The sequence below is a fragment of the Pseudomonas palleroniana genome, from assembly GCF_022836895.1.
In the GTDB taxonomy this organism is placed as follows: Bacteria; Pseudomonadota; Gammaproteobacteria; order Pseudomonadales; family Pseudomonadaceae; genus Aquipseudomonas; species Aquipseudomonas palleroniana.
Genome location: NZ_CP092411.1, coordinates 4,720,857 through 4,746,221 on the forward strand (window position 1 = coordinate 4,720,857; position 25,365 = coordinate 4,746,221).

A 25,365-nucleotide genomic window follows, 5' to 3' on the forward strand; every position below is an offset into this window, starting at 1 on the left:
TAAAGTCGCGAGCTTATCAGGCGGCCACGACCAATGGCTACCGGCATCTGAGCGGGAAACTTCTGATAAGTTCACGTGTTTAAAAGCATTTTCATTCATCATGGGGGTCCGCGAAGGATCGCGGGACCACCTGTAACCGCGCTCATGGCCACTTGCCGCCCCCGTGGGGTGATGGCATAAGAGCGCTACCCCTCGACAAGGATAGTTATCTTGCGCATTTTTTCCCGTGTTTTACTCCTGATACTCCTGGCATTGGGCCTGCTCCTGGCCGTGGTGCTCTATTACACCGTCAACCCCAGGCTGCCGGACTACGTGCCCGTGCAGCAGGTGCATTACCAGGATCAATGGAGTGCCGCCGACCGTCAGACCTACTACTTCACGCCCCAGGGCACCCAGGTAAAGGGCCTGCATTACAACTGGTTCACAGCCCTGGAACTGCCCTTCTCGGAGCAGCGCTTTGCCACGCCCGAATACCTGGCACGCTTTGGTTTCCTGGTCGACCCCAAGCAAGTGCCCACCGCGCAAAACCCTGGCAACCTGCCCGTGGGGTTCGCCCGGCATCAGAACGCCGACAGCAAAGTGGAGTATCTGGATATCACCTGCGCCGCCTGCCACACCGGCGAACTGCACTTCAAAGGCCAGGCCCTGCGCGTAGACGGTGGCTCGGCTCAACATGTGCTGCCTTCCAGCGTGCCCACCTTGCGTGGCGGCAGTTTCGGTCAGGCCCTGGTGGCCAGCCTTGCCGCCACGTATTACAACCCCTGGAAGTTCGAGCGCTTTGCCCGTGAAGTGCTCGGTTTCGATTACGACGACAACAACAAGAAACAACTGCGCGCGGACTTCAAGCAGTCCCTAGACCAGTTCCTCAAAGTCGCCTGGAACGACACCCACCGTGGCCTCTACCCCACCGAAGAAGGCCCCGGCCGCACCGATGCATTTGGCCGTATTGCCAATGCCAGTTTCGGCGACGCGATTTCACCGGACAATTACCGCATCGCCAACGCCCCCGTGGACTACCCGCATCTGTGGGATATCTGGACCTTCGATTGGGTGCAATGGAACGGCTCAGCCCAGCAACCCATGGCGCGCAATATCGGCGAAGCCCTCGGCGTCGGCGCCACCCTGAATTTCTTCGACAACGCCGGCCAGCCGCTGCAGGGGGACGCCCGCTACCCTTCCAGCGTGCGCGTGCGTGACCTGAACCTGATTGAAGAAACCCTGCAACACCTCAAGCCACCAACCTGGCCGGAAGACCTGTTCGGTGCCATCGACAAACCCCTCGCCGCCCAGGGCCGCGCCCTGTTCGCCGAGAACTGCGCCGGTTGCCATGTGCCCGCCGTCAGCCAGGAAACGGGACGCCCGGTGCAGCAACTGAAAATGCTCCCGGTCGAATACATCGGCACCGACCCAACCGCCGCAAGCAACATCGCCGACCACCGTTATGACCTGAGCGCCCTGCAATGGGACCCGGCGGAACTGGCCAAGCTCGATGTCCAGTTGCACCCGACCCCGACCGAACCGATGGACTTGAAAAAGATGTCCGTGGCCCAGGGCCTGGCCTACGTCACCGCCTTCGTCGAAGAGCACGCCTACCGCGCTGCCGGTGTGACTCCGGCCGAACGCCCGGGCCTGGACGGCTTCGGCCTGCCTATCGGTGTGCGCGAACTGCGCGCCTACAAGGCACGCCCGCTGGCCGGCGTCTGGGCAACCCCGCCGTTCCTGCACAACGGCTCGGTGCCCACGATCTATCAATTGCTTTCGCCCCAGGACGAGCGCAGCACCACGTTCTATAAAGGCACCTTCAACTACGACCCGCGCCACCTGGGCTTTGAAACCGCTGCCTTCAAGAACGCCTTCCTGTTCGATACCAAAATCACCGGCAACCACAACAGCGGCCATGAATTCCGCGCCGGTCAACGCGGCAACGGCGTGATCGGCCGTAGCCTGCAGCCACAAGAACGCTGGGCGCTGCTGGAATACCTCAAAGTGCTGGGCGGCCCGCTGGAGCAACAATTGCCATGATGATTCGATCCCAATACAACGAACGCTCGCTGCTCGCACGTCTCTGGCTGCGCCTGGGCCGGTTTCTCGGCAAAACCCTGTTGTGGCTGATCGGCCTGGGCGTGCTCGGCTGGCTGGGAGCCACTGCCTGGTTCGCCTGGCAGCACAGTGGCCCGGTGTCGCCGAACGAGCAGATCCCGGCCGGTGAAGCGGCCATGACCCAGGGCATCATCCAGACGGCGGTACGGATTGTCGACCAGCACCGCGAAGGCACGCGCTACCTGCGTGATGCCCACGCCAAGGCCCACGGCTGCGTGAAGGCCGAAGTCAGCGTACTGGCGGACCTCGACCCCGCCTTGCGCCAGGGCGTGTTCGCCGAGCCGGGCAAGACCTGGCAGGCGCAGATGCGGCTGTCCAACGGCAATGCCTACCCGCAGTTCGACAGCATTCGCGATGCTCGGGGCATGGCGCTCAAGCTGCTGGATGTACCGGGCAAACAATTGATGGCGGACCAGCAAGCACGCACGGAACAAGACTTCGTGATGTTCAGCCACCCAAACTTCTTTGTCAGCGATGTGGCGGAATACGCGCAGAACATCGGCGCCCAGGCCGACGGCAAAAAGGTCCTGGCGTTCTTCCCCAAAGCCGACCCTCGCAGTTGGCAGGTACGCCATCTGTTTATCGCCCTGGCGACCTTGGCGCCGGCACCGGCGAGCCCGACGCAGGCGACCTACTTTTCAGTTTCACCCTACAAATTCGGCGCGGCCAATGCCAAATTCCGCGTCGCCCCCGACCCACAAAGCTGCCCGGAGTATGTGCTCCCCAAACAGAACCAGGACCTGCCGAATTTTCTGCGCAGCGCCTTGAACCAGCAACTGTCTACCGACCGTGTACCAGCCTGTTTTGTATTGCAGATTCAGCGGCAGAACCCGCAGAAATTCATGCCGATCGAAGACACCAGCATCGAGTGGAAGGAAAGCGATGCGCCCTATGAAACCGTGGCCAAGGTGCGGATTCCCGCGCAGGACTTTGACACACCGGCCTTGAACCTGGCCTGTGACAACCAGTCGTTCAACCCGTGGTTCGGGCTGGAGGCGCACCGGCCGATCGGGGGGATCAATCGCTTGCGCAAGGCGGTGTACGAGGCGGTCAGTGACTATCGGCATAGCCGCAACTTGTAATGTTGTCCGGGTCCCTATCCGTTATCGAGGTAACGGACAGGGACAGGGTAACCCGCAAAGAATCCGTATAGATCGCCTGCTCGGCATAACGATTACGTCACCCCTATTGAGCAACCCGCCCCACAGACTCTACCGTCACCTCCTACCCCTCAACCCGTAGGAAGTCATCGTGGAAAGCTCAACGTTAGGTATGGTCGTCCTCTCAATGATCGCGCTCTTCGGCACCGCCGCATTTTGCTTTGAACTGCTTGCCACTCGCGGCGAGAAGAAAAAGAAAGCCAAATAAGCTGATCGTTGAAATCAGCCGCCGCCCTTACTCTTGATGGGTGGTGAACAGGTGCGCAGCGGCAAAGTCCACGAACGCACGGATTTTCGGCGAGAGATGACGACTGGAGGGCCACAGCGCCCAGAACTGGCCTTGGTCATTGGAATGCCCGTTCAGCACGGTCTCCAACTGCCCCCTGGCCAACGCCTCCCGGGCCAGGAAATCCGGCATATAGGCGATACCATGGCCGTCGATGGCGGCCATGAGCATGGCTTCCATGTTGTTCAAGGTCATCGCGGTGGGCAGGCGCAACTGGGTGATCGCCGGATTGGCGGACAGCGTCCACTCCATTATTTTACCGGTAGTGGCAAACCGATAACGCAGGCAGGGGTGGTGCTCAAGGTCAGTGAGCGTTTCGGGCCGGCCGTGGGTTCGCAAGTACTCGGGCGATGCACACATGACAAAGCGGAACGGCCCCAGCCGACGCGCCATTAATGTCGAGTCGACCAAGTCTCCGCTACGAATCACTACGTCGAAGCCTTCTTCAATCACGTCCACCAGATGATCGTTGAAATCCAGCTCCAACTCGATTTCCGGGTAGGCCTCCCGGAACGCGACCATATGCGCCAGGAGAAAGCGATAACCGATGGTGGGCAGACTGACCCGTAACTTGCCACGCGGCGCCTGGATGGCATGGGAGAGCATGGCGCGGGCGTCTTGCAGATCATCGAGGATTTTCCGGCAGCGCTCATAAAACAATTGCCCTTCGACGGTAAGGCTGACTTTACGGGTGCTGCGATGCAACAGCCGCACATTGAGCTCAGCCTCAAGCTTGGCGACGTTTTTGCCCACTGCTGAGGCGGAAACCCCCAAGACTCGCGCCGCGCCAATGAAGCTCAGAGCCTGTGCAGTCTTCACGAAGGCGATCACACCACTAAGGTTATCGGTCACAGCATTGCATCCTTTTGTTCCGCTATGAGTGGAATTCCTGCCTGTTTATCATGAATTACATCCTGATTAGAGTCTTCATCTTTATAGACCAACGGGAATTCCCATGAACACACCCTCCGCTGCGGCTCAGGGCGGCTATGCCATCCTGATCGCGATCTGCCTGGCCGCTCTGGTTTTACCCATGAGCTTCACCGGAGGCGCCGTGGCGACGCCGTCCATTGGAATAGCGTTCGCTGCCCATCCCACGCAAATGGCCTGGATAACCAATGCGTTCATGCTCAGCTTCGGCAGCTTGCTGATGGCGGCGGGCACCCTCGCCGACCTTTATGGGCGCAAGCGCCTGTTCTTGTGGGGGATGGCGCTGTTTGCAACGACCTCCCTGCTGCTGGCCGTGGCGCCGGATATTTTCTGGTTGGACGTATTACGCGGCGTGCAGGGTGTCGCGGCGGCCATCGCCTTGGCCAGCGGCAGCGCGGCGTTGGCGCAGGAATTTGACGGGCATGCCAGGACGCGCGCTTTCAGCCTGCTGGGGACCACTTTCGGCGCGGGCCTGGCCTTTGGCCCGCTGATCTCGGGTGTGCTAATCGCACAGTGGGGCTGGCGCGCGATTTTTATAGCCACGGCCATGCTGGCGGGGCTCTCGCTGCTGTTCGCCGCACCCAAAATGCGTGAAAGCCGCGACCCGCAAGCACGCCGCCTGGACTTGGCCGGCATCCTGATGTTTTCGGCCATGCTGGTGAGCCTGACCACAGCGGTAATCCTGGCGCCGCAACAAGGCTGGACCTCAACGACGACGCTAGCCCTGCTCACAGCGGCGCTGATGTTCTTACTGATGTTTATCCTCGTTGAAAACCGCGCAAGCCAACCGATGCTGGATCTGCGGCTGTTTCGCTTTGCGCGCTTCATTGGCGTGCAGTTGCTACCGATAGGCACCTGTTACTGCTACATCGTACTGGTGGTATTGCTGCCACTGAGGTTTATCGGTGTCGAAGGCGCCAGTGCATTTGAGGCGGGCCTGATGATGCTGGCGCTGTCGGCGCCGATGCTGGTAGTGCCCATGATCGCTGCGATGCTGACGCGCTGGCTGCCGGCTGGAATGCTGTGTGCGATTGGTTTTTTGATCGCCGCAGCGGGCTTGTATGGGTTGAGCCTGGGAACGCCCGGTCATCCACTGCAGACCGTCGTTGCCATGCTGGTGATTGGCATCGGTACTGGCCTGCCATGGGGCCTGATGGACGGCCTGGCGATCAGTGTGGTGCCTAAGGAAAGGGCGGGGATGGCGGCGGGCATCTTCAACACAACCCGGGTGGCCAGTGAGGGTGTCGCATTGGCTATCGTCTTGGCGGCGTTGAGCACGCTGGTCGCGCATCATCTGAATGCCATGGCTGCGCAGGACGCTTCAGTGGTAGCCCAACAGTTGGTCATGGGCGATACGCTGCACGCCAGTGCGAACATTCCATTGGCGTTGCTACGTACGGCCTACCTGGAAAGCTTCGACACGTTGCTGCAATGGCTGGCGGCACTCACCCTGCTCACGGCAATGGTCGTTTTCGTGTTCCTGGGCCGCCGGGATATCGCGCCGATTGCGGCGAAGCAAGCCATTAAGTCGTTGAGCTGAATGACAGGCAAAAAAAAGCCCGCTCAATGAGCGGGCTTCTTGTGGCGACCTGGCGTTCAGTGTTCCAGGTTACCGAATATGGCGCAGCGGACGGGACTCGAACCCGCGACCCCCGGCGTGACAGGCCGGTATTCTAACCGACTGAACTACCGCTGCGCGTAACACTTGAAGCGAATGGTGGGTGATGACGGGATCGAACCGCCGACCCTCTGCTTGTAAGGCAGATGCTCTCCCAGCTGAGCTAATCACCCTTCGTTTCGGTGTGGGCGCATCATACACCAAAAAATCGTAATGTCTTGATTTAAATGCAATTTATTTAAAAAAAGTTTATCCCACGATTTTTTGCCATATTTCGGGCAGAAAAAAGCCCGCTCGATGAGCGGGCTTTTCTGGTGACCTGGCGTTCAGTGTTCCAGGTTACCGAATATGGCGCAGCGGACGGGACTCGAACCCGCGACCCCCGGCGTGACAGGCCGGTATTCTAACCGACTGAACTACCGCTGCGCGTAACACATGAAGCGAATGGTGGGTGATGACGGGATCGAACCGCCGACCCTCTGCTTGTAAGGCAGATGCTCTCCCAGCTGAGCTAATCACCCTTCGTTTCGGTGTGGCGCGCATTCTACGGAGCGACCCAAGGTCTGGCAAGCACTTTCTTAAATCTTTTTTTTGAGCCCTTCCAATGGCTTAGGCAGGGTTGGCCTGGGACGCTATCAAGAGAATAATGCCCCCCTTTGTATAAAGGAGAGACTCACCCCATGTGGTTCAAGAACCTGCTTATCTATCGCCTGACCCAAGATCTGCCTGTTGATGCCGAGGCGTTGGAAGCGGCCATGGCCACCAAACTGGCGCGCCCTTGTGCAAGCCAGGAGTTGACCACCTACGGTTTCGTCGCGCCTTTCGGTAAAGGTGAAGACGCTCCCCTGGTACACATCAGCGGTGACTTCCTGCTGATCGCCGCGCGCAAGGAAGAACGCATCCTGCCGGGTAGCGTGGTACGCGACGCACTCAAAGAGAAAGTCGAAGAGATCGAGGCCGAGCAAATGCGCAAGGTCTACAAGAAGGAACGCGACCAGATCAAGGATGAAATCATCCAGGCCTTCCTGCCACGCGCGTTTATCCGTCGCTCGTCGACGTTCGCCGCCATCGCGCCGAAACAGGGCCTGATCCTGGTGAACTCGGCAAGCCCGAAACGTGCCGAAGACCTGCTGTCGACGCTGCGCGAAGTGATCGGCACCCTGCCGGTACGCCCGCTGACGGTGAAAACCGCACCAACTGCAATCATGACCGATTGGGTCACCACCCAGAAACCGGCCGATGACTTCTTCGTCCTCGACGAATGCGAACTGCGTGACACCCACGAAGACGGTGGCATCGTGCGCTGCAAACGCCAGGACCTGACCAGCGAAGAAATCCAGCTGCACCTGAGCACCGGCAAAGTCGTGACCCAGTTGGCCCTGGCGTGGCAGGACAAGCTGTCCTTCATGCTCGACGACAAGATGACGGTCAAGCGCCTGAAGTTCGAAGACCTGCTGCAGGACCAGGCAGAACAGGACGGGGGCGACGAGGCCCTGGGGCAACTGGACGCCAGCTTTACCCTGATGATGCTGACGTTTGGCGACTTCCTGCCGGCACTGGTTGAAGCGCTGGGCGGTGAAGAAACCCCGCAGGGCATTTAAGCCGTTTGACGATCAGAATGTGGGAGGCCCCTCCCACATTTGATTGCAGTGTCACGCCAAGCCTCTAATAACAAGGATATCCCCATATGCGCGCACTCGCCGCCTTGAGCCGTTTCGTCGGCAATACCTTCGCTTACTGGGTGTTGTTGTTTGCCGTGCTCGCCTTCCTGGAGCCCAGCTGGTTCATCGGGCTTAAAGGCGCCATTGTCCCGCTATTGGGCCTGGTGATGTTCGGTATGGGGCTGACCCTCAAACTTGAAGACTTCGCCGAGGTCGCACGCCATCCATGGCGCGTGGCACTGGGCGTGGTTGCGCACTTTGTAATCATGCCCGGCGTGGCCTGGCTCTTGTGCCAGGCGTTCCACCTGCCGCCGGAGATAGCCGTCGGGGTGATCCTGGTCGGCTGCTGCCCAAGCGGCACGTCCTCCAACGTGATGACCTGGCTGGCCCGGGGCGATCTGGCGCTGTCAGTGGCCATCGCCGCCGTCACTACCCTCCTCGCCCCGCTGCTCACTCCTGCGCTGATCTGGTTACTGGCCTCGGCCTGGTTGCCGGTGTCGTTCATGGAGTTGTTCTGGTCGATCCTGCAAGTGGTGCTGCTGCCCATCGTGCTTGGCGTGGTGGCGCAGCGCGTACTGGGCGAGCGGGTACGCCATGCGGTCGAGGTGCTGCCGCTGGTGTCGGTGGTCAGCATCGTGATCATCGTCGCGGCAGTGGTTGCGGCGAGCCAGGCGAAGATCGCCGAGTCCGGCCTGCTGATCATGGCGGTGGTGATGTTGCACAACAGCTTCGGCTACTTGCTGGGTTACTTCACCGGCCGGTTGTTCAAACTGCCATTGGCGCAGCGCAAATCGCTGGCGCTGGAAGTGGGCATGCAGAACTCCGGGCTGGGCGCTGCGCTGGCCAGTGCGCACTTTTCACCACTGGCGGCGGTGCCCAGTGCGCTGTTCAGCGTCTGGCACAATATCTCTGGAGCGTTGCTCTCGACTTATTTCCGTCGCATGAGCGAAAAGGCCGACCGCAGCGTATTGGAGACCCAACCGAAAACTTGATCGTCCGATCCGTTTTCGGCACTCTACCGAGCTTCGCGGGGACGACCTCGCGACGCTTTGCAGCGCTCAACCAGGGGACGACCCCACCAATAGATGGGAGGTCAGCATGTCCTGGATCATTTTGTTTTTTGCGGGTTTGTTCGAAGTCGGCTGGGCTGTCGGGTTGAAGTACACCGATGGTTTCAGCAAGCCACTGCCCACCGCCTTGACGATTGCCGCGATGGCCTTCAGCCTCGGCTTGCTCGGGTTGGCCATGAAGGAGCTGCCATTGGGCACCGCCTATGCGGTCTGGACCGGCGTGGGAGCTGTGGGTACGGTGATCGCCGGGATCATCCTGTTTGGTGAATCCATGGCGCTGTTTCGGCTGGCCAGTGTGGCGCTGATCATTTGCGGGCTCGTTGGGCTCAAGATCAGCACTTAGGCCACTGCCGCCATCGGGAGCAAGCCCCCTCCCACACTCGGAATGTATTCCAAACTGTGGGAGGGGGCTTGCTCCCGATGAGGCCAGTACACCCCACACAAAACTACCTGACACTCCCTCGCAACACACCCACCACTTCCTGCAACCGCGCAGGCGTCGCCGCCTCCACCGCTACCGGTGCACCCGCGACCAGCACCACCCGCGACCAGACCCGATGAAAGAACCCCTTGTTCGGGTCGCGACTGAAAAAACTCCCCCACAACCCCTGCAACGCCATGGGAATCACCGGCACCGGCGTCTCCTCCAGAATGCGCGTCAGCCCGCCACGGAACTCGTTCATCTCGCCATCGGCCGTCAACTTGCCTTCCGGGAAGATGCACACCAACTCCCCTTCCTTTAGATACTGGGCAATCCGCGTGAAGGCTTTTTCATAGATCTGGATATCTTCATGGCGGCCCGCAATCGGAATCGCCCCTGCCGTGCGGAAGATAAAGTTCAGCACCGGCAAGCGGTAGATCTTGTAGTACATCACGAAGCGAATCGGCCGACGCACCGCGCCACCAATCAGCAGCGCATCGACAAACGACACGTGGTTGCATACCAGCAACGCCGCGCCTTCATCCGGAATGGCTTCCAGGTTGCGATGCTCGACGCGGTACATGGAATGGCTGAGCAGCCAGATCATGAACCGCATGGTGAACTCGGGGACAATCCTGAAGATGTAGGTATTGACCGCGATGTTGAGCAGCGACACTACCAGGAACAACTCGGGGATCGACAGCTTGGCCACGCTCAACAACAGGATCGACACGATCGCCGACACCACCATGAACAGCGCGTTGAGGATGTTGTTGGCCGCGATGACCCGCGCCCGCTCATGCTCGGCGGTGCGCGACTGGATCAATGCATACAGCGGCACGATATAGAAACCACCGAACACGCCCAGGCCGAGAATATCGAACAACACCCACCAGGCCTGGCCATGACCGAGTACCGCCAGCCAGTCGTTGGGCTGGACGTTCTGCGGGAAACCACCAGAGTGCCACCACAGCAACAGGCCGAACACTGTCAGGCCAAACGATCCAAACGGCACCAGGCCGATTTCGACCTTACGCCCGGAGAGTTTTTCACAGAGCATGGAGCCGAGGGCGATACCCACAGAGAACACGGTGAGAATCAGCGTGACCACGGTTTCGTCGCCGTACAGCCATTCCTTCGCATAGGCCGGGATCTGCGTCAGGTAAATCGCCCCGACAAACCAGAACCACGAGTTGCCCACGATCGAGCGCGACACCGCCGGCGTCTGCCCCAGGCCCAGGCGCAAGGTGGCCCAGGACTCGCTGAAGATATTCCAGTTCAGCCGCAAGCCTGGCGTAGAAGCCGCCGCCCGTGGAATGCTGCGGCTGGCCAGGTAACCCAGCACAGCCACACCGACGATAGCTACTGACACCACCGGCGCGTAATGCGCGGACGACATCATGATCCCGGCGCCGATGGTGCCGGCCAGGATCGCCAGGAACGTGCCCATTTCCACCAGGCCATTGCCACCGACCAACTCATCTTCATGCAGGGCCTGGGGCATGATCGAGTATTTCACCGGGCCGAACAGCGCCGAGTGCGTGCCCATGGCAAACAGCGCCAGCAGCATCAGCTCCAGATGATTGAACAGAAAGCCCGTGGCACCCACGGCCATGATCACGATTTCACCGATCTTGATCGCACGGATCAACGCATCCTTGTTGAATTTCTCGCCAAACTGCCCAGCCAGCGCCGAAAACAGGAAGAACGGCAGGATAAACAGCAGCGCACAGAGGTTGACCCAAATGGAGCGGTCACCGTCGATGGTGAGTTTGTAGAGAATGGCGAGGATCAGCGATTGCTTGAAGATGTTGTCGTTGAAGGCACCCAGCAACTGGGTGACGAAAAACGGCAAGAAGCGCCGCGTGCGCAGCAAGGTGAATTGCGAGGGGTGGCTCATCGTCCGTGTTCCTGCGTGGCCTGATAGGCTTTATTGCCGAAGGCTTTTATAAAGAGACAGGCCACGACTTTACCTAAACCCGCTTACTTATTCCCTATTCCTGCAATGCAGGGTGAAACAAAAAGCTCACCTTTATAGGCGCCCTGCACGGTGCGCTTGGCCACGATCAGCCACATCAGCGCCAAGGCCAGCACCAGCGCACTGCCAAACACACTGAAGAACCCCAGATGCAACACGCTCGCCAGCTTCAGCGTGGCCAGGGCATACACCCCCAACGGAAAGGTGAAACCCCACCAGCCGAGGTTGAATGGAATGCCGGCACGCAGGTAACGCAGGGTGATCAACACCGCAATCAGCAACCACCACAAGCCGAAGCCCCACAGCGTGATGCCCGCCACCAGGCCCAAGCCGTTGGCCATCTCGCCGACACCGGGCAGGCCATTGGCCGCGAAGATCGCCGGCGCATCACCGCCCAGCAGCAACATACCGAGTGCGCCGGTGCCGATAGGGCCCAGCGCCAGCCAGCTCGACGCAGCCATGTTGGCGTGGGGCAGTTTATGCAACGCCATGCGCAGCATCAGGATAGTCAGGATGCTGAACGCCACCGGCAGCGAAAATGCCCACAATACGTAGCTGGTCACCAGCATCACCAGTTGCCCATGGGCGTCGGCCAAGTGCGGCGCCAGCAGGCCACCACTGGCTGCGGCGACTTCAGCCGCGACGACCGGCAACAGCCAGACGGCGGTCATCTGGTCGATACTGTGTTCCTGGCGGGTAAACATCATGAACGGAATCAGCACGCCGCACGCCAGGGCCATCGCGACGTCCAACCACCACAGGGTCTGCGCCAACGGCAGCACGTCACTGCCCCAACGCGGCAGGCCGAACAGCAACAAACCGTTGAGAATGGTTGCCAGCCCCATGGGAATGGTGCCGAAGAACATCGAAACCGTGGAGTGCCCGAAAATCCGCCGCGCCTCCTGGAAATACATCACCCAACGCGCGGCGTACAACCCACTGAACACTACAAACAGGCCAATGGTAAACATCCACAACGCTTCGGCGACGGCGTACAGGCCCGGCACGTTGACGGGCAGTTGTGCCAGCGCCAGTGCCAGCACGCCGGTGCCCATGGTTGCGGCAAACCAGTTGGGCGTGAATTGACGAATCACTTCCCGCGGCCGGGTCAGGTGACTCAAAGGTTTGTAGCTTGGGGTATTTGCGCAGCTCATGTTGATAATCCTCTTCCTCGTAGGAGGTTGAAGCCATCATAGAACCTGATCGAATATCTATATAACGGGTAATATCTCTATCTGTTATCTACTTTACCTATATATGACACTGACTACACCGCAGCCTTGGCCCGCGCCGTTTCCTGCAACAGCAATCCGGCCAATGCACCCAGGGCCAAAACGATGAGTACGGCACCGTAGCCATCGGTGGTGGCGATCAAGCCAAACTCCCGGCTCAGGTTACCGGCCAGCAACGCCGGCAAGCAGAACGCCAGATAGCTCAACACATAGAAGGCCGACATCAGCCCTGCCCGCTCATGAGGCAACGCCAAACCGACGATACTGCGCACACTGCCCGTGAAGCCGCCGCCAAAACCCAAGCCGGCGATCACACTGGCTACAAAGAACAGCCAAAGGCTGGCGCTCTGCACCGCCACCAACAACAGCGCCACCCCGGTCGCCAGTAATGCAGCCGACAGGCGCATGATTTTATCGGCCGGGCGATTGCGCAGGCTGTAGATCATCACCGCACCACTGAGCGTCACCACCGCCACCAACCCCCCCCCAATCAGGTGCGAGGTCGATCCGGTAGCAGCCCGCACCAGCGAAGGCGCCAGCGAAGAAAAGAACCCTCCCAGTGCCCATACCGCCACATTCAGCGGCATCGCCAGCCACAGGGCACGGCGCGCTTGTTCGGGGACGTGCAGCGTCGGCGCCAGCGACTTCAAGGCCCCCGGTATGCGGCTGACTGTCTCCGGCAAGCGCCACACATACAGCGCTTGCAGGGTCATCAGCCCGAGCATCGCGAAATAAATCAATTGGGTCGGCCGTGGCGCAAACTCCACCAGCAGGCCGCTGCCCAAACCGCCACTGGCCATCCCCAGCATCGGCGCAAGGCTGTTGAGCATCGGGCCGCGGACACGGTCAGTGTCGAGCAAGGTTGCACCCAGCACCGCCGTCGCCATGCCGGTGGCGAAACCTTGCACCGCCCGGGCGGCAATCAGGTACGCGGTGCTATCAGCGTTGATAAACAGCAGCATCGCCAGCATATTCAGGATCAATGCCGCAAAAATGACCGGCTTGCGTCCCAGGTAATCCGATAGCGAGCCGACGGTCAGCAAGGCTGCCAACAGGCTCACGGCATACACGCCGAAGATCATCGTCAACACAGCCGCCGAGAAATGCAGATGGTCTTGATACACCTGATACAGCGGCGTTGGCGCGCTGGACGCGGCGAGAAAGGTCAGCACCGTCACCACCAGGAACGCCAGGCGGGAACGATGGGAAGTAGGACTGGACATGGGCACGCTCCGCTAAAGCTAATAATTTGCTTTTTCGAAGTGTGCTACCAGAAAGCGCTTAAAGCAAATTCTTTGTGTTAAGGTTTTAGCCATGGCGATAAAAGAAGGCCTTCGCCCGGGAGGCCGTAGTGCCCGGGTCCAAGAATCAGTGCACAGCGCTGCCCGTGAATTGCTGGAAGCCCATGAGCGCTCCAGCGTTACCGTGCCGATGATTGCGGCACGGGCAGGCGTCACGCCATCCACCATTTACCGCCGTTGGGGCGACCTGTCCGCCCTGCTCGCCGATGTGGCACTGGAGCGCCTGCGCCCGGACGGCGAACCTGCCAACACCGGTAGCCTGCGCGGCGACCTGCGCGCCTGGGGCGAACAATACCTGGATGAAATGAGCTCGGAGCTGGGGCGCAATATGATGCGCGACGTGCAGTGCAGTCGCCCAAGGGACTATTGCACCCACATTCTGATGGGCCAGTTGCAGATTATTCTTGATCGTTACCAGGACTCCGTCGGTTCGTTACCCACCCTGGACAGGTTGCTGAACCTGATTGCCGCGCCAACGGTGTATCGCAGCCTGTTTTCCAGCACGCCACTGCCGGTTGAAGAGCTGCATGAGCTGATCGACTTGGCGCTCAAGGCCTGAAATGTGGGAGGGGGCTTGCTCCCGATGGCGGTGGATCAGTCACCTTATTGATTGACTGACACACCGCCATCGGGAGCAAGCCCCCTCCCACATTTTTACAGTGTTCGACCTTACGTACGCATACCGCGCCCGCTCACCAGCAGCCTCGCGCAACCGATGTACAACACCACGGTAGCGATCAGCATAAAGGTGATCGCCACGCTGATCTTGATATCCGATACCCCCAGGATGCCGTAGCGAAAGGCGTTGACCATGTGCAGTACCGGGTTGGCCAGCGACACGGTCTGCCAGAACGGCGGCAGCAGGGTAATGGAGTAGAACACACCGCCCAGGTAAGTCAGCGGCGTCAGCACGAAGGTCGGGATGATTGAAATATCATCGAAGTTGCGTGCAAAGACCGCGTTGATAAACCCCAGCAGCGAAAAGATCGTCGCCGTCAGCACCACCACCAACAGGGTGACGCCCAGGTGATGCACTTGCAGATGGGTGAAGAACAACGACAGCAAGGTCACGATCACGCCGACCATCAAGCCACGCAGCACGCCGCCCAGGGTGTAGCCGATCAGGATGGTGTGGGGCGATACCGGCGATACCATCAGTTCTTCGATGGAGCGCTGGAACTTGCTGCCGAAGAAGCTGGAGACCACGTTGCCGTAGGAGTTGGTGATCACCGACATCATGATCAGCCCGGGCACGATGTACTCCATGTAGGTAAAACCGCCCATGTCACCGATCTGGCGACCGATCAGGTTACCGAAGATCACGAAGTACAGGACCATGGTGATCGCCGGCGGCAGCAGGGTTTGCGGCCAGATCCGGGTAAAGCGCTTCACTTCGCGGTAGACGATGGTTTGCAGAGCAACGAGGTTGGGTTGCAGTTCGGAACTCATACCGCCACCTTCGCCAGATTTTTCTCCACCAGGGACACGAACAACTCCTCAAGGCGATTGGTTTTGTTACGCAGGCTCAGCACTTCGATGTTCTGAGTCGCCAACTGGGTGAACAGCGCAGTGATGCCCATGGCCTTGTCCACCTGGACCTCCAGGGTGTGGCCATCGACCAGCCGGCTTGGGTAACCGAGCAACTGCGGCGGCGCCGACAGATTGTTTTTCAGGTCCAGCAGGAAGGTTTCCACATGCAACTGGCCCAGCAGGTTACGCATGCTGGTGTTCTCGACGATGGTGCCGTGGTCGATGATGCCGATATTGCGGCACAGTTGCTCAGCCTCTTCCAGGTAATGGGTGGTGAGGATGATGGTAATGCCCTTCTCGTTCAGCTCGGTCAGGAAGGTCCACATCGAGCGACGCAGTTCGATGTCCACGCCCGCGGTGGGTTCATCGAGGATCAGCAGGCGCGGTTGATGGACCAGCGCACGGGCGATCATCAGGCGACGCTTCATACCCCCGGACAGCGAGCGGGACGGCACGTCGCGTTTGTCCCACAAGCCCAGTTGGGTGAGGTACTGCTCGGCGCGCTCCTTGGCGACTTTCGCCGGGATGCCGTAGTAGCCGGCCTGGGTCACGACGATGTCGAAGGTCTTTTCGAACTGGTTGAAATTGAACTCCTGGGGCACCACGCCGATGGCACGCTTGAGCGCCGCAGGGGATTTGTCCAGGTCATGACCAAAGATATTCACGCTGCCGCTGGTCTTGTTGACCAGGGTCGAAAGGATGCCGATGGTCGTGGATTTGCCGGCGCCGTTGGGGCCGAGCAAGGCGAAAAAGTCACCTTCGGCGACGTCCAGATCGATACCACTCAAGGCCTGGAAACCGTTGCCGTAGGTTTTGGTTAGCTGCCGGATGGACAGAGCGGAACTCATATCGGATTACGCACCAAAGAAGGGAATAGACAAGATAGATGAGGGCGCACCGCAGGTAGTTCAACCTGCGATGCACGGGCATGGTGCGTGCCCACGTCGCACAAGTACAGTCACCCGTATTAATAGTAGGTATTAAGTCAACGCAGTCATCACGGCTTTGCGGTACGCCGGGCGTTGCTGCAGGCGCTGGTACCAAGCCTCCAGATGCGGCATTGCAGGACGCTCGATAGGCATTTCGAACCAGGCGTAAATAAAGCAGCCCAGGGGGATATCACCCATGCCGAATGCGTGGCCGGACAAATAAGGCTGCTCGGCCAGGGCTTTGTCCACGGTAGCCAAAGCATCGATACAGGCCTGGCGCCCAGCGTTGATGCTGTCCCAGTTCTGTTTTTCCGCCGGGGTACGCACGATGCCCCAGAACACTGCCTTGAACGGCTCGGCGAGGGTCGAGGTGGTCCAGTCCATCCACTTTTCGGCGTTGGCGCGGGCTTGCACGTCGCTCGGGTAAAACGCCGACGCATGCTTGGCGCACAGGTAACGCACGATGGTGTTGGATTCCCACAGCACAAAATCACCGTCTTCGATCACCGGTACCCGGCCATTGGGATTCATTGCCCGATATTGCGGCGTGTCGACCACGCCAAAAGCCCCGCCCGCATCAATTGCCTCATAGTCCAGGCCGAGCTCCTCGGCGCACCACAGTGCTTTCCTGACGTTTGATGAATTTTTACGACCCCAGATCTTCAGCATGACCGCGCCTTATCGTTGATGAACATGGCTTGATGAATGCAGCAGCATACGCCGGTTCACGCGCGGCTTGAATCGCTGTGCATGTCGCCCAGCAGGGGCGGCATGTCCTCGTTAAACAGGTGTGGGTAGCACTGCTGGATGTGGGCAAAGAAAAACGCTTCGGGCACGTCCGGAAACTGCCCGTGGTCCAGCACATATTCCATCGAGCGTCGGCCCTGACGGTTGAATGCGTGGAAGATGCTGTCGTGAATGCCATCGAACTCCAGCGGCGGTACATCGAACAACTCGCACAGTTGCTGGTTGAACGCCGGCGTGGCCTTGACCCAGCGGCCCCGCAGGTACAACTCGGTGTAGCCATGCATGGCGAATACATCACTCTTGAGCAGCGCGATCAGGCGGGGAGTCGACAGATGATTACGCACATCCGCCAGGCCGATGCGCGCCGGGATACCACAGTGGCGAGCACACGCGGCGAGCAGGGTGGCCTTGGGCACGCAGTAGCTCTCGCCGGCGGCCAGCGCGAAGCTGGCTTTCAAGCTGCCGGGATCGCGGCTGAAGGTGTAAGGGTTGTAGCGAATCGCCTCACGCACGGCGTAGTAAAGACTGACTGCCTGGTCACGCGGATCCGCGCTCGGACCTCGATGTTTTTCGGCGAACTCCACCACCGCAGGGTGGTCACTATCGATGAAGCGGCTGGGACGCAGGTACGTATCCATAAGCGGTATCTCCGAGACATGCCTGGAGTTTAACGACAGGTCTGCCCTGGAGATAACGACGATTCGGCCAAATGTCGGCGCCTGGTGATGGTGCTCCCAATACAACTCGTTACACCCTGATCACCGCGCTTTTTCGGATGCCGACTAAGCTCCAAGGTGGTTTCGCCCCTGGTTTCACGGAGGATTGAATATGCTGTTGTTGTGGATACTGGTTCTAGTGCTCGGCATTGCCTACCTGGCACACCGCCGCACCGCGCCCCTGCCCGCCCTGGGCGTGGTCGCCGTCTACCTGCTGGCGATGGGCGCCTGGAGCCACGCGCCGGGCTGGCTGTTGCTGATCTTCTGGGTATTGATCGCGGCAGTCGCCGCCCCCCTGCTGCTGCCCGACCTGCGTCGTCAATACTTCACCAAGCCACTGTTCAACTGGTTCCAGAAAGTCCTGCCACCGATGTCCGAGACCGAGCGCGACGCCATTGACGCCGGCACCGTGTGGTGGGATGGCGAACTGTTCAGCGGCCGCCCCGACTGGGACAAGTTGCTGGCCTACCCCAAGGCCCAACTGACCGAAGAAGAACAAGCGTTTATCGACGGCCCCACCGAAGAACTCTGCGCCATGGTCAGCGACTGGGAAATCGGCCAGGCCATGGACCTGCCGCCCGCCGCCTGGGAGCACATCAAGACCCACGGTTTCTTTGCGCTGATCATTCCCAAGGAGTACGGCGGCAAGGGTTTCTCCGCCTATGCCCATTCCCAGGTGGCGATGAAGCTGGCCACGCGCAGCGGCGACCTGGCCTCGACGGTGATGGTGCCCAACTCCCTCGGCCCGGCTGAACTGCTGCTGCATTACGGCACCGACGAGCAGCGCAACCACTATCTGCCACGCCTGGCCCGTGGCGATGACATCCCCTGCTTCGCCCTCACCGGCCCGCTGGCCGGCTCCGACGCCGGCGCCATGCCCGACACCGGTGTGATCTGCAAGGGAGAATGGGAAGGCAAGGAAACCCTGGGCCTGCGCCTGAACTGGGAAAAACGCTACATCACCCTGGGCCCGGTCGCGACGCTGCTCGGCCTGGCCTTCAAGGCGTATGACCCGGATCATCTGCTGGGCGAAGAAGAAGACCTGGGCATCAGCCTTGCGCTGATCCCCACCGACACCCCCGGCGTCGAAATCGGCCGCCGTCACCTGCCCCTGGGTGCCGCGTTCATGAACGGTCCCAATTCCGGCAAGGATGTGTTCATCCCCCTGGAATACCTCATCGGTGGCCAGGAAATGCTCGGCAAAGGCTGGATGATGCTGATGAACTGCCTGTCGGTTGGCCGTTCGATCTCGCTGCCTGCCGTGGGCACCGGCGCCGCCAAGTTCACCAGCCTGGTGACCGGCCAGTACGCTCAGGTACGTGAGCAGTTCAACGTGCCGCTGTCGGCCTTCGAAGGTATCCAGGAAGCCCTGGCGCGTATCGGCGGTAACGCCTGGCTGATGGACAGCGCACGCATGCTCACCGCCAACGCCGTGGACCTGGGGGAAAAACCTTCGGTGCTGTCGGCGATCCTCAAGTACCACCTCACCGAACGCGGTCGCGAGTGCATCAGCCACGCCATGGACGTGCACGGCGGCAAGGGCATCATCATGGGCCCGAACAACTACCTGGGCCGTAACTGGCAGGGCGCGCCGATCTTCATCACCGTGGAAGGCGCGAATATCCTGTCGCGCAACCTGATGATCTTCGGCCAGGGCGCCATTCGCTGCCATCCGTTCGTGCTCAAGGAAATGGCCCTGGCCGGTCGCGAAGACCATGACCAGGCTCTCAAGGAGTTCGATGGCCTGCTGCTGCAGCACATCGGCTTTGCAGTGAGCAACGCCGCCAGCACGCTGGTACTGAACCTTGGTGTGGGGCATTTCGAGAAGGCCCCGGGCAACCGCTTGAGCCAGGGTTACTTCCGCGCCTTGAACCGCCAGGCCGCCGCGTTCGCCCTGCTCGCCGACTTGAGCATGATGCTGCTCGGCGGCGAGTTGAAACGTCGTGAACGCTTGTCGGCACGCCTGGGCGATGTGCTGAGCCATATGTACCTGGCATCGGCCGCGCTCAAGCGTTATCACGACCTCGATTCTCCGGATCACCTGGAGCCGCTGTTCGCCTGGGCCATGGAAGAAAGCCTCGGCCAGTCGGAGCGCGCACTGGATCAACTGTTGAGCAACTTCCCGAACAAAGTGCTCGGTTGCCTGTTGCGGGTGATCGTGTTCCCGTTCGGGCGTCGCCATACCGGGCCTTCCGATGCGCTGGATGCCGAAGTGGCCGCGGTGATCGGCCGGGCCAAGGGCGACCCGACCCTGGAGGAGTTGCTGGCCGGCTGCTACCGCCCACAATCGGCGGAGGATCCGGTGGGCGCACTGCAACACGCCTACGACCTGCTCGGTGCCGGCCAGCCCTTGCAGAAAAAACTGCACACCGCGCTCAAAAGCGGCCAGGTCAAACCCGCTGCGGGCGAGCATGTCATCGATGCCGCGCTGAACGCAGGCGTCCTTCAGGCCACCGAAGCGCAGACGCTGCGTGAGGCTGAAGCCGCGCGACGCAAGGTGATCGACGTGGACGATTTCAGCAAGGAAGAGCTGGCCCAGGCTGAGGGTAAAGTCCGCTGAGTCGGGCGGTCATATAATTACGGGCGCTTGAGCTATATACTCTCGCGCCCGTTTTTGCTTTAGAGGACTTATCTCGTGTCCAACGCCGTTGCCGATCATCTCGTCTTGCTCGACCACCTGCGCAGCATCCTGGTTGCCGTCGGCGAAGCCGAACAGGTGCCTGAGGAAAGCCATGCGCTGTTCCTGGAGCGTTTCGACGAACTGCGCGCCCTGCTGCCGGTCGACCCCATCGAAAGCCAGTACCTGGGCCAGGACCTGATGAGTCAGGTCATCCTGCGCTACCCGCAAATTGCCCATCTGGTGCCACGCGACCTGCTGTGGTTCTTCGGCGGCGATTGCCTGCACTTCATGCCCGACGAAGAACTGGACATGTACCAGGCCCTGGAAGAGCGTCGCTATGAGGCCGAACAGAACGACGAACCGTTCGACTGGAACCAGGAAAAGCAGCTGCTTTCCATGCCTCAGGACCAGAGCAAGCACTGATCTTCAGGTGGGAGCGGGCTTGCCCTAATGCCAGTCAGTTAAGAGGACCTGCCACGACCAAACTCTGTAGTGAGCGGGCTTGCCCCGCGCTGGGTGGCGCAGCCGCCCCAACAAAGACGCCACGGTAATTCAGAAGGACCGAGGCGCCCGGGTTTGGGGCGGCTGCGCCACCCAGCGCGGGGCAAGCCCGCTCACTACGGATGATGTGTTCTACATCCACCATTTGACTGACTGGCATTAGGGCTTGCCCGCTCCCACCTTTCGGACCCTGTTCCTACCGTCGACGCAATGTCGGCTCCGTCGCCATGCACTCCACCAGATAATCGATGAACACCCGCAACTTCGGCGGCAGATAGCGCGTCGGCGAATGCAGCAACCACGCCTCGCCGTGGTAGGACGCAATAAAATCCCACTCCGGCAACACCTGCACCAAGCGCCCCGCCTCCAACGCATGTCGCGCAGTGAAGTACGGCAAGCTGCCAATCCCCACATGCTGCAACACGGCGTCCAGACGCACCCCGGTATGGTTCGCCGCGTAGCGCCCACGCACGCCGACGGTCACAGCCTTGCTGCCCTGGCGGAATTTCCAACGGGAATCTCCCGGGGTCTCACCCAGGTAAATGCAACTGTGCTCCAGCAAATCATGGGGGTGCAGCGGCGTCCCCTGCTCAGCCAGATAGTGCGGTGTAGCGCACAATAAATGCTCAATGGGCAACAACTGTCGCCCCACCAGGCCCGGCGGCGGGCTGTCGGTAATGCGGATGCTCAGGTCAACGTTGTCATCGATCAGGTCGACATGCCGGTCTTCGAGGATCAACTGCACATCCACCTTGGGATAGCGCCGCAAAAACTCCGGCATATGTGGGTGCACCACAAACCGCCCCACCGCCTTGGGCACGCTGACCCGCACCAGGCCCTCGGCCTCATGAGTGAATTGGCCGCTGATTTCCATCACCGAACGCGCCGCGCTGACCATCTCCCGGCAGCGCTTGAAAACCTCTTCACCCCCCTCGCTCAAGCGCAACTTGCGCGTGGTGCGTTGCAGAAGCCTAGTGGCCAGGGCTTGCTCCAGGCGCGAGATGCTGCGGCTCACCGCCGAGGGTGAAACACTCAGTTGCCGCGCAGCCTCAGAGAAGCTGCCGGTTTCGACCACCTTGACGAAAATCGCCATTTCGCCCAGCAACGGCAAAGGAAGATTGATGCTCATGACGCACAGGTCCATTGATATTTGAACGGATTATCACCCATCCGAGCACTATTTATACTGCTCACAGAACCCTGATGCGGATGTAACCCCATGACCGAGCGCCTATTCTTTACTCACGACCATCTGACAGCCGAACTTGAAGTGCTCGCCTGTACACCGCACGAAGATCAGTTTGCAGTCACCTTGCAATCGACGATTTTTCATCCCCAGGGCGGTGGCCAGCCGCACGACACCGGTTGGCTCGGTGAGAGCGCCGTACTGCGTGTTATCCAGGAAGCCGACCGCCTCGTTCACTACGTCGATAAACCCGTGGCACTGGGAGCCGTCATCGCACGGGTCGACGAACAACGCCGTGCCCTGCACACGCGCCTGCATTCCGCCGGGCACCTGATCGGTAATGCCGGGGAAAGCCTGGGCTGGATGCCGATCAAGGCGCATCACTGGCCGGGTGAAGGCAAAATCACCTTTATCCGCGGGGAGACAGCGCAAGCCATGGATCCCGAGTTGATTCAGCGGCAGATCGAGCAATGGATCGCCGCTGACTATGCCCGTCACATGACGCTGGAAGACGGCACGCGGGAAGTCGGGTTCGGCGAGTTGCCGCCGTATGCCTGTGGCGGCACACATGTGCAATCGCTGAGCGAACTGGGCCAGGTAAAGATCCTGGCCCTGTCGGAAAAGAAAGGCGCGCTGTCGGTACGCTACAGCCTGGATTAAAGCGCAATCGCCCCCGCTCGTCCCGGCTCCACCACAAACGACTTAAGGGTCGAGACCGTGGCGCTGGGGTCGCGCGGGTCGCTGATCACCCTGAAGTTAGTCACCATCTTTTGCTCTTCCAGCGCCACCGATACGTAGCCACGTTGACGGCTGCCAAAGAACTTCACATGGGGATTGAGCGGCAGGATCTGCGTGAAGGCATCGAACGGTGGGCCGTCGGACGTCACTGAGGTGCCGACGAATTCGGTGGCGACAACGGGCGAGTCCGGGTCACTGGCGTCAGCGTGCAGATCCGTGGTCCAGAACGAGTGGATATCGCCGCCCCAAAACACCGGGTTTTTCACCCGTCGGCGTTGAATCGACGCCAACATGCGCTCGCGGTTGGCCATATAGCCGTCCCACCCATCGGTCCAGCGTCCGGGCTTGTGGTTGGTCAGGTCGCGTTGAGTCAGCGGTGCCACCAGCAGGTCCTGGGCGATGACGTTCCACTGCGCCCGCGACTCGGCGAACCCTCGATCCAGCCAGGCTTCCTGCTCCCAACCGAGCATAGTGCGATTGGGTGCGCGCAAGTCCGTGCACGTATTGTCGGCGACATGCCCCTGGTGACTGCCGTTGGCGAGAATGCAGGGCTGTTCCGAGCGGTACTGGCGCCCATCCAGTACATGGAAGCGCGCCAGTCGGCCGTAGTCCAGGCGCCGATAGATGCGCATATCCGGACCTCTGGGCACGCTGCCGGCGCGCAGTGGCATATGCTCGTAAAAGGCTTGGTAGGCCGCCGCCCGTTGTTGCAGGAATTGCCCCACCGGTATTTTCGGGTCCTGGGACCAGCGATTGGCGTAGTCGTTCTGTACCTCGTGGTCATCCCAGGTCGCCACGCTGGGCGCGGCGGCGTGCAAGGCCTGTAGGTCCGGGTCGGTTTTGTACAGCGCGTAGCGGTTGCGGTAATCGCTCAGGCTTACTGCGTTGCCACTGCCGTGGGGGCGAATGATCTTGCCCGAGTCCGGCGCGTAGGAACTGTCGTAGATGTAGTCGCCGAGGAAAAACACCAGGTCCGGTTGCTCGGCCGCGAGGTGGCGGTAGGCGCTGAAATACCCGCGTTCCCAATGCGAGCAAGACACAAACCCCACCCGCGCCGCAGCCATAGCCTGCAAGGGCGGCGCCGTATTCACCCGCCCTACCGGGCTCTGTGCCCCAAGCCCTTCGAACTGGTACCAATACGGCCTGCCCGCTTCCAGCCCCGCGACCTCGACATGCACTGAGTGGGCAAACCGTTCGGTCGCCATCACCTCGCCCTGCTTGACGATGCGCTTCATCGCCGCATCACTGGCCACCCTCCAACGCACCGGCACGGCGCGGCTCAACCCACCGCGTCCATCCACGGCATTGAACACGGGCGCCAGGCGCGTCCAGATCACAAAACCATCCGGCAACGGGTCACCCGATGCCACGCCCAGGGTAAACGGATAGTCCACCCCGGCACTGCGCGCAAAGGGGCTGAGGATCGAAAACGCCGTCGCCACCGCCAGCCCGGAGAGTACCCGGCGGCGGCCATGGTCCACTGCGCCGCTCACAACCGGCGCTCCCAGTCGTCACGCACGGTGGCAAACCCGAGCAAGTCCTCATACACGCCATTTTTGAGAAACGCCTGACGCAGGCAGCCCTCATAGCGCAGTCCAATTTTCTCCATGACCCGCGCCGACTCCTGGTTGCGACCAAAGCACTGGCTGCCCACCCGTTGCAACCCCAGTTCGACGAAGCCGAAGTCGGTCACTGCACTCGCCGCTTCCGCGGCATAACCCTGATTGCGACAGTGCGCCGCCACCCATCCGCCGAGGTGTCCATAGTGATGTCGAGAGTTGATACGCAGGCTGACGATACCGATCAATTCGCCGGTTGCCTGGACATGCATGCCCAGGCTCAGCAACTCGCCGGCACGATATTTTTCTGCGCTCCCGGCAATAAAAAGCTGCGCAGTTTCCAACGTGTAAGGCACTGGAATATTGGCGGTGTTATCCGCGATTTTCGGCCCGTTGGCGAGTGTGGAGAGTATCTCGGCCTGGTCCGGCTCCAGTGCCCGCAGGAGTAAACGCGGCGTGGACAAATGAGGCAGTTCAGTCGACATACGGGGCGGCTCGCGAAATAAATGCACAAGAGTGTATGGCCTTCGTGTCAATTTCATTACGTCACAAAACTGCAAGGTAACTCTTCTGAAAGACTCGTCCTAGAGCCTTCAAACCGTAAATTTTTGTTAACCGTTCGGTCATTTTTGACTGTTAGCGTGTCGCCCCTAATTCAATAACGGGGTAACGGAATGAGAACCTGGGATGAACCCAAGAAACGCAAGGCACACATCGAGTTGATCCCAATGATCGACGTGATGATGTTCCTCCTGGTGTTTTTCGTACTGGTGAGTCTGAACGTGATTCCGGCACTCGGCATGAAGACGCAGTTGCCCAGCGCCAGCAGCTCGCAACAACTCAAGCCGCAGAACAAATTCATCCTGACGCTGGGCCTGGCAGGCCAACTGCAACTCGACGGCAAAGACCTCACGGTCGACGCCTTGGTACCGGCCCTGAAGGCCGCTGAAAAGCCCGATACCAAGTCGACGATCATCGTCAACAGCGACAAAGGCGTCGAGGTTGCGCGCCTGGTGGAAGTGATGGACACCCTGCGCCAGGGTGGCTTTACCTCCGTCTCCATCGCCACGCGTAAGTCCTGA

The 25,365-nt window shown here is 60.4% G+C and carries 22 protein-coding genes and 4 tRNA genes; 11 read left to right on the forward strand and 15 right to left on the reverse strand.

From position 1 onward, the window contains the following. Window positions 1-210 precede the first annotated feature (210 nt). Together MJP36_RS21010 and MJP36_RS21015 are read left to right on the forward strand one after the other, a co-directional pair. The gene (locus MJP36_RS21010; RefSeq protein ID WP_198763475.1) at window positions 211-2,022 is read left to right on the forward strand and encodes a di-heme-cytochrome C peroxidase; all 1,812 of its coding nucleotides are present in this window, start codon (window positions 211-213) and stop codon (window positions 2,020-2,022) included. Further along, complete coding sequence (locus MJP36_RS21015) at window positions 2,019-3,182, forward strand: catalase family protein (protein WP_090365883.1); 1,164 nt, start codon at window positions 2,019-2,021, stop codon at window positions 3,180-3,182. The genes MJP36_RS21010 and MJP36_RS21015 overlap by 4 nt, the downstream gene beginning before the upstream one ends. 313 nt (window positions 3,183-3,495) lie before the next feature. Here MJP36_RS21015 and MJP36_RS21020 read toward each other — a convergent pair whose 3' ends face one another. Continuing rightward, entirely contained in the window at window positions 3,496-4,398 is a 903-nt protein-coding gene (locus tag MJP36_RS21020) for a LysR family transcriptional regulator (RefSeq protein WP_060756963.1), read from the reverse strand. A gap of 103 nt (window positions 4,399-4,501) precedes the next feature. Here MJP36_RS21020 and MJP36_RS21025 point away from each other — a divergent pair, with 103 nt between their 5' ends. Then, complete coding sequence (locus tag MJP36_RS21025) at window positions 4,502-6,016, forward strand: MFS transporter (protein WP_244383946.1); 1,515 nt, start codon at window positions 4,502-4,504, stop codon at window positions 6,014-6,016. Window positions 6,017-6,095: 79 nt separating this feature from the next. Here MJP36_RS21025 and MJP36_RS21030 read toward each other — a convergent pair. The 4 genes from MJP36_RS21030 to MJP36_RS21045 form a co-directional block, all read right to left on the reverse strand. Beyond that, window positions 6,096-6,172: transfer RNA gene (locus MJP36_RS21030), tRNA-Asp, on the reverse strand. Between the two features lie 19 nt (window positions 6,173-6,191). Continuing rightward, window positions 6,192-6,267, reverse strand: a tRNA-Val gene (locus MJP36_RS21035). A 176-nt stretch (window positions 6,268-6,443) separates the two neighbouring features. After that, window positions 6,444-6,520: transfer RNA gene (locus MJP36_RS21040), tRNA-Asp, on the reverse strand. A gap of 19 nt (window positions 6,521-6,539) precedes the next feature. Next, a tRNA-Val gene (locus MJP36_RS21045) sits at window positions 6,540-6,615 on the reverse strand. Window positions 6,616-6,774: 159 nt separating this feature from the next. Here MJP36_RS21045 and rdgC point away from each other — a divergent pair. The 3 genes from rdgC to sugE all read left to right on the forward strand — a co-directional run bounded on the left by rdgC (window position 6,775) and on the right by sugE (window position 9,168). Further along, the gene (rdgC, locus tag MJP36_RS21050) at window positions 6,775-7,695 is read left to right on the forward strand and encodes a recombination-associated protein RdgC (RefSeq protein WP_060756961.1); all 921 of its coding nucleotides are present in this window, start codon (window positions 6,775-6,777) and stop codon (window positions 7,693-7,695) included. 86 nt (window positions 7,696-7,781) lie between these two features. Further along, on the forward strand, window positions 7,782-8,747 hold the full coding sequence (locus tag MJP36_RS21055) for a bile acid:sodium symporter family protein (RefSeq protein ID WP_198763471.1): 966 nt from the start codon (window positions 7,782-7,784) through the stop codon (window positions 8,745-8,747). Between the two features lie 106 nt (window positions 8,748-8,853). Continuing rightward, complete coding sequence (sugE, locus tag MJP36_RS21060; RefSeq protein ID WP_060756959.1) at window positions 8,854-9,168, forward strand: quaternary ammonium compound efflux SMR transporter SugE; 315 nt, start codon at window positions 8,854-8,856, stop codon at window positions 9,166-9,168. A gap of 103 nt (window positions 9,169-9,271) precedes the next feature. Here the strand turns inward: sugE and MJP36_RS21065 are convergent, their stop codons facing one another. The 3 genes from MJP36_RS21065 to MJP36_RS21075 all read right to left on the reverse strand — a co-directional run bounded on the left by MJP36_RS21065 (window position 9,272) and on the right by MJP36_RS21075 (window position 13,679). Further along, a complete protein-coding gene (locus MJP36_RS21065; protein ID WP_060756958.1) occupies window positions 9,272-11,146 on the reverse strand; it encodes an MFS transporter in 1,875 nt (624 codons plus the stop codon). Window positions 11,147-11,229: 83 nt separating this feature from the next. Then, window positions 11,230-12,378, reverse strand: coding sequence for a TDT family transporter (locus tag MJP36_RS21070; RefSeq protein ID WP_104995954.1), 1,149 nt, complete (start codon window positions 12,376-12,378; stop codon window positions 11,230-11,232). A 113-nt stretch (window positions 12,379-12,491) separates the two neighbouring features. Then, window positions 12,492-13,679: an MFS transporter gene (locus MJP36_RS21075; RefSeq protein WP_104995953.1), complete on the reverse strand. Its 1,188-nt coding sequence runs from the start codon at window positions 13,677-13,679 to the stop codon at window positions 12,492-12,494. Window positions 13,680-13,770: 91 nt separating this feature from the next. Between MJP36_RS21075 and MJP36_RS21080 the strand changes: the two genes are divergently transcribed. Beyond that, complete coding sequence (locus tag MJP36_RS21080; RefSeq protein WP_244383947.1) at window positions 13,771-14,316, forward strand: TetR/AcrR family transcriptional regulator; 546 nt, start codon at window positions 13,771-13,773, stop codon at window positions 14,314-14,316. A gap of 110 nt (window positions 14,317-14,426) precedes the next feature. Here the strand turns inward: MJP36_RS21080 and MJP36_RS21085 are convergent, their stop codons facing one another. The 4 genes from MJP36_RS21085 to MJP36_RS21100 form a co-directional block, all read right to left on the reverse strand. Continuing rightward, entirely contained in the window at window positions 14,427-15,206 is a 780-nt protein-coding gene (locus MJP36_RS21085) for an ABC transporter permease (RefSeq protein WP_060756954.1), read from the reverse strand. Further along, a complete protein-coding gene (locus tag MJP36_RS21090) occupies window positions 15,203-16,135 on the reverse strand; it encodes an ABC transporter ATP-binding protein (protein ID WP_090365896.1) in 933 nt (310 codons plus the stop codon). The genes MJP36_RS21085 and MJP36_RS21090 overlap by 4 nt, the downstream gene beginning before the upstream one ends. A 132-nt stretch (window positions 16,136-16,267) precedes the next feature. After that, complete coding sequence (locus MJP36_RS21095) at window positions 16,268-16,885, reverse strand: glutathione S-transferase family protein (RefSeq protein WP_104995951.1); 618 nt, start codon at window positions 16,883-16,885, stop codon at window positions 16,268-16,270. Between the two features lie 56 nt (window positions 16,886-16,941). Then, window positions 16,942-17,601: a transglutaminase-like domain-containing protein gene (locus tag MJP36_RS21100; protein WP_244383948.1), complete on the reverse strand. Its 660-nt coding sequence runs from the start codon at window positions 17,599-17,601 to the stop codon at window positions 16,942-16,944. Window positions 17,602-17,791: 190 nt separating this feature from the next. Between MJP36_RS21100 and MJP36_RS21105 the strand changes: the two genes are divergently transcribed. Both MJP36_RS21105 and MJP36_RS21110 read left to right on the forward strand, forming a co-directional pair. Further along, window positions 17,792-20,239, forward strand: a complete 2,448-nt coding sequence (locus tag MJP36_RS21105) for an acyl-CoA dehydrogenase (RefSeq protein ID WP_244383949.1) — start codon at window positions 17,792-17,794, stop codon at window positions 20,237-20,239. Between the two features lie 75 nt (window positions 20,240-20,314). Continuing rightward, window positions 20,315-20,722, forward strand: a complete 408-nt coding sequence (locus MJP36_RS21110; protein ID WP_060756949.1) for a PA2817 family protein — start codon at window positions 20,315-20,317, stop codon at window positions 20,720-20,722. Window positions 20,723-20,996: 274 nt separating this feature from the next. Here the strand turns inward: MJP36_RS21110 and MJP36_RS21115 are convergent, their stop codons facing one another. Next, the gene (locus tag MJP36_RS21115; RefSeq protein ID WP_090365903.1) at window positions 20,997-21,929 is read right to left on the reverse strand and encodes a LysR family transcriptional regulator; all 933 of its coding nucleotides are present in this window, start codon (window positions 21,927-21,929) and stop codon (window positions 20,997-20,999) included. Window positions 21,930-22,019: 90 nt separating this feature from the next. Between MJP36_RS21115 and MJP36_RS21120 the strand changes: the two genes are divergently transcribed. Then, entirely contained in the window at window positions 22,020-22,646 is a 627-nt protein-coding gene (locus MJP36_RS21120) for an alanyl-tRNA editing protein (RefSeq protein ID WP_104995949.1), read from the forward strand. Here the strand turns inward: MJP36_RS21120 and MJP36_RS21125 are convergent. Then, window positions 22,643-24,217, reverse strand: a complete 1,575-nt coding sequence (locus tag MJP36_RS21125; protein ID WP_244383950.1) for an alkaline phosphatase D family protein — start codon at window positions 24,215-24,217, stop codon at window positions 22,643-22,645. The genes MJP36_RS21120 and MJP36_RS21125 overlap by 4 nt on opposite strands. Beyond that, window positions 24,214-24,768 (reverse strand): GNAT family N-acetyltransferase, encoded by a 555-nt coding sequence (locus MJP36_RS21130; RefSeq protein WP_090365907.1) that lies wholly within the window; start codon window positions 24,766-24,768, stop codon window positions 24,214-24,216. The genes MJP36_RS21125 and MJP36_RS21130 overlap by 4 nt, the downstream gene beginning before the upstream one ends. A 189-nt stretch (window positions 24,769-24,957) precedes the next feature. Between MJP36_RS21130 and MJP36_RS21135 the strand changes: the two genes are divergently transcribed. Next, window positions 24,958-25,365: an ExbD/TolR family protein gene (locus tag MJP36_RS21135; RefSeq protein ID WP_060757004.1), complete on the forward strand. Its 408-nt coding sequence runs from the start codon at window positions 24,958-24,960 to the stop codon at window positions 25,363-25,365.

Excerpts from the sequence above, each read along its gene's own strand:
- MJP36_RS21015 (WP_090365883.1), top strand. The coding sequence starts at position 2,019 with ATGATGATTCGATCCCAATACAACGAACGCTCGCTGCTCGCACGTCTC.
- MJP36_RS21025 (WP_244383946.1), top strand. The coding sequence starts at position 4,502 with ATGAACACACCCTCCGCTGCGGCTCAGGGCGGCTATGCCATCCTGATC.
- rdgC (WP_060756961.1), top strand. The coding sequence starts at position 6,775 with ATGTGGTTCAAGAACCTGCTTATCTATCGCCTGACCCAAGATCTGCCT.
- MJP36_RS21055 (WP_198763471.1), top strand. The coding sequence starts at position 7,782 with ATGCGCGCACTCGCCGCCTTGAGCCGTTTCGTCGGCAATACCTTCGCT.
- sugE (WP_060756959.1), top strand. The coding sequence starts at position 8,854 with ATGTCCTGGATCATTTTGTTTTTTGCGGGTTTGTTCGAAGTCGGCTGG.
- MJP36_RS21065 (WP_060756958.1), bottom strand. The coding sequence starts at position 11,146 with ATGAGCCACCCCTCGCAATTCACCTTGCTGCGCACGCGGCGCTTCTTG.
- MJP36_RS21070 (WP_104995954.1), bottom strand. The coding sequence starts at position 12,378 with ATGAGCTGCGCAAATACCCCAAGCTACAAACCTTTGAGTCACCTGACC.
- MJP36_RS21075 (WP_104995953.1), bottom strand. The coding sequence starts at position 13,679 with ATGTCCAGTCCTACTTCCCATCGTTCCCGCCTGGCGTTCCTGGTGGTG.
- MJP36_RS21080 (WP_244383947.1), top strand. The coding sequence starts at position 13,771 with ATGGCGATAAAAGAAGGCCTTCGCCCGGGAGGCCGTAGTGCCCGGGTC.
- MJP36_RS21085 (WP_060756954.1), bottom strand. The coding sequence starts at position 15,206 with ATGAGTTCCGAACTGCAACCCAACCTCGTTGCTCTGCAAACCATCGTC.
- MJP36_RS21090 (WP_090365896.1), bottom strand. The coding sequence starts at position 16,135 with ATGAGTTCCGCTCTGTCCATCCGGCAGCTAACCAAAACCTACGGCAAC.
- MJP36_RS21095 (WP_104995951.1), bottom strand. The coding sequence starts at position 16,885 with ATGCTGAAGATCTGGGGTCGTAAAAATTCATCAAACGTCAGGAAAGCA.
- MJP36_RS21100 (WP_244383948.1), bottom strand. The coding sequence starts at position 17,601 with ATGGATACGTACCTGCGTCCCAGCCGCTTCATCGATAGTGACCACCCT.
- MJP36_RS21105 (WP_244383949.1), top strand. The coding sequence starts at position 17,792 with ATGCTGTTGTTGTGGATACTGGTTCTAGTGCTCGGCATTGCCTACCTG.
- MJP36_RS21115 (WP_090365903.1), bottom strand. The coding sequence starts at position 21,929 with ATGAGCATCAATCTTCCTTTGCCGTTGCTGGGCGAAATGGCGATTTTC.
- MJP36_RS21120 (WP_104995949.1), top strand. The coding sequence starts at position 22,020 with ATGACCGAGCGCCTATTCTTTACTCACGACCATCTGACAGCCGAACTT.
- MJP36_RS21130 (WP_090365907.1), bottom strand. The coding sequence starts at position 24,768 with ATGTCGACTGAACTGCCTCATTTGTCCACGCCGCGTTTACTCCTGCGG.
- MJP36_RS21135 (WP_060757004.1), top strand. The coding sequence starts at position 24,958 with ATGAGAACCTGGGATGAACCCAAGAAACGCAAGGCACACATCGAGTTG.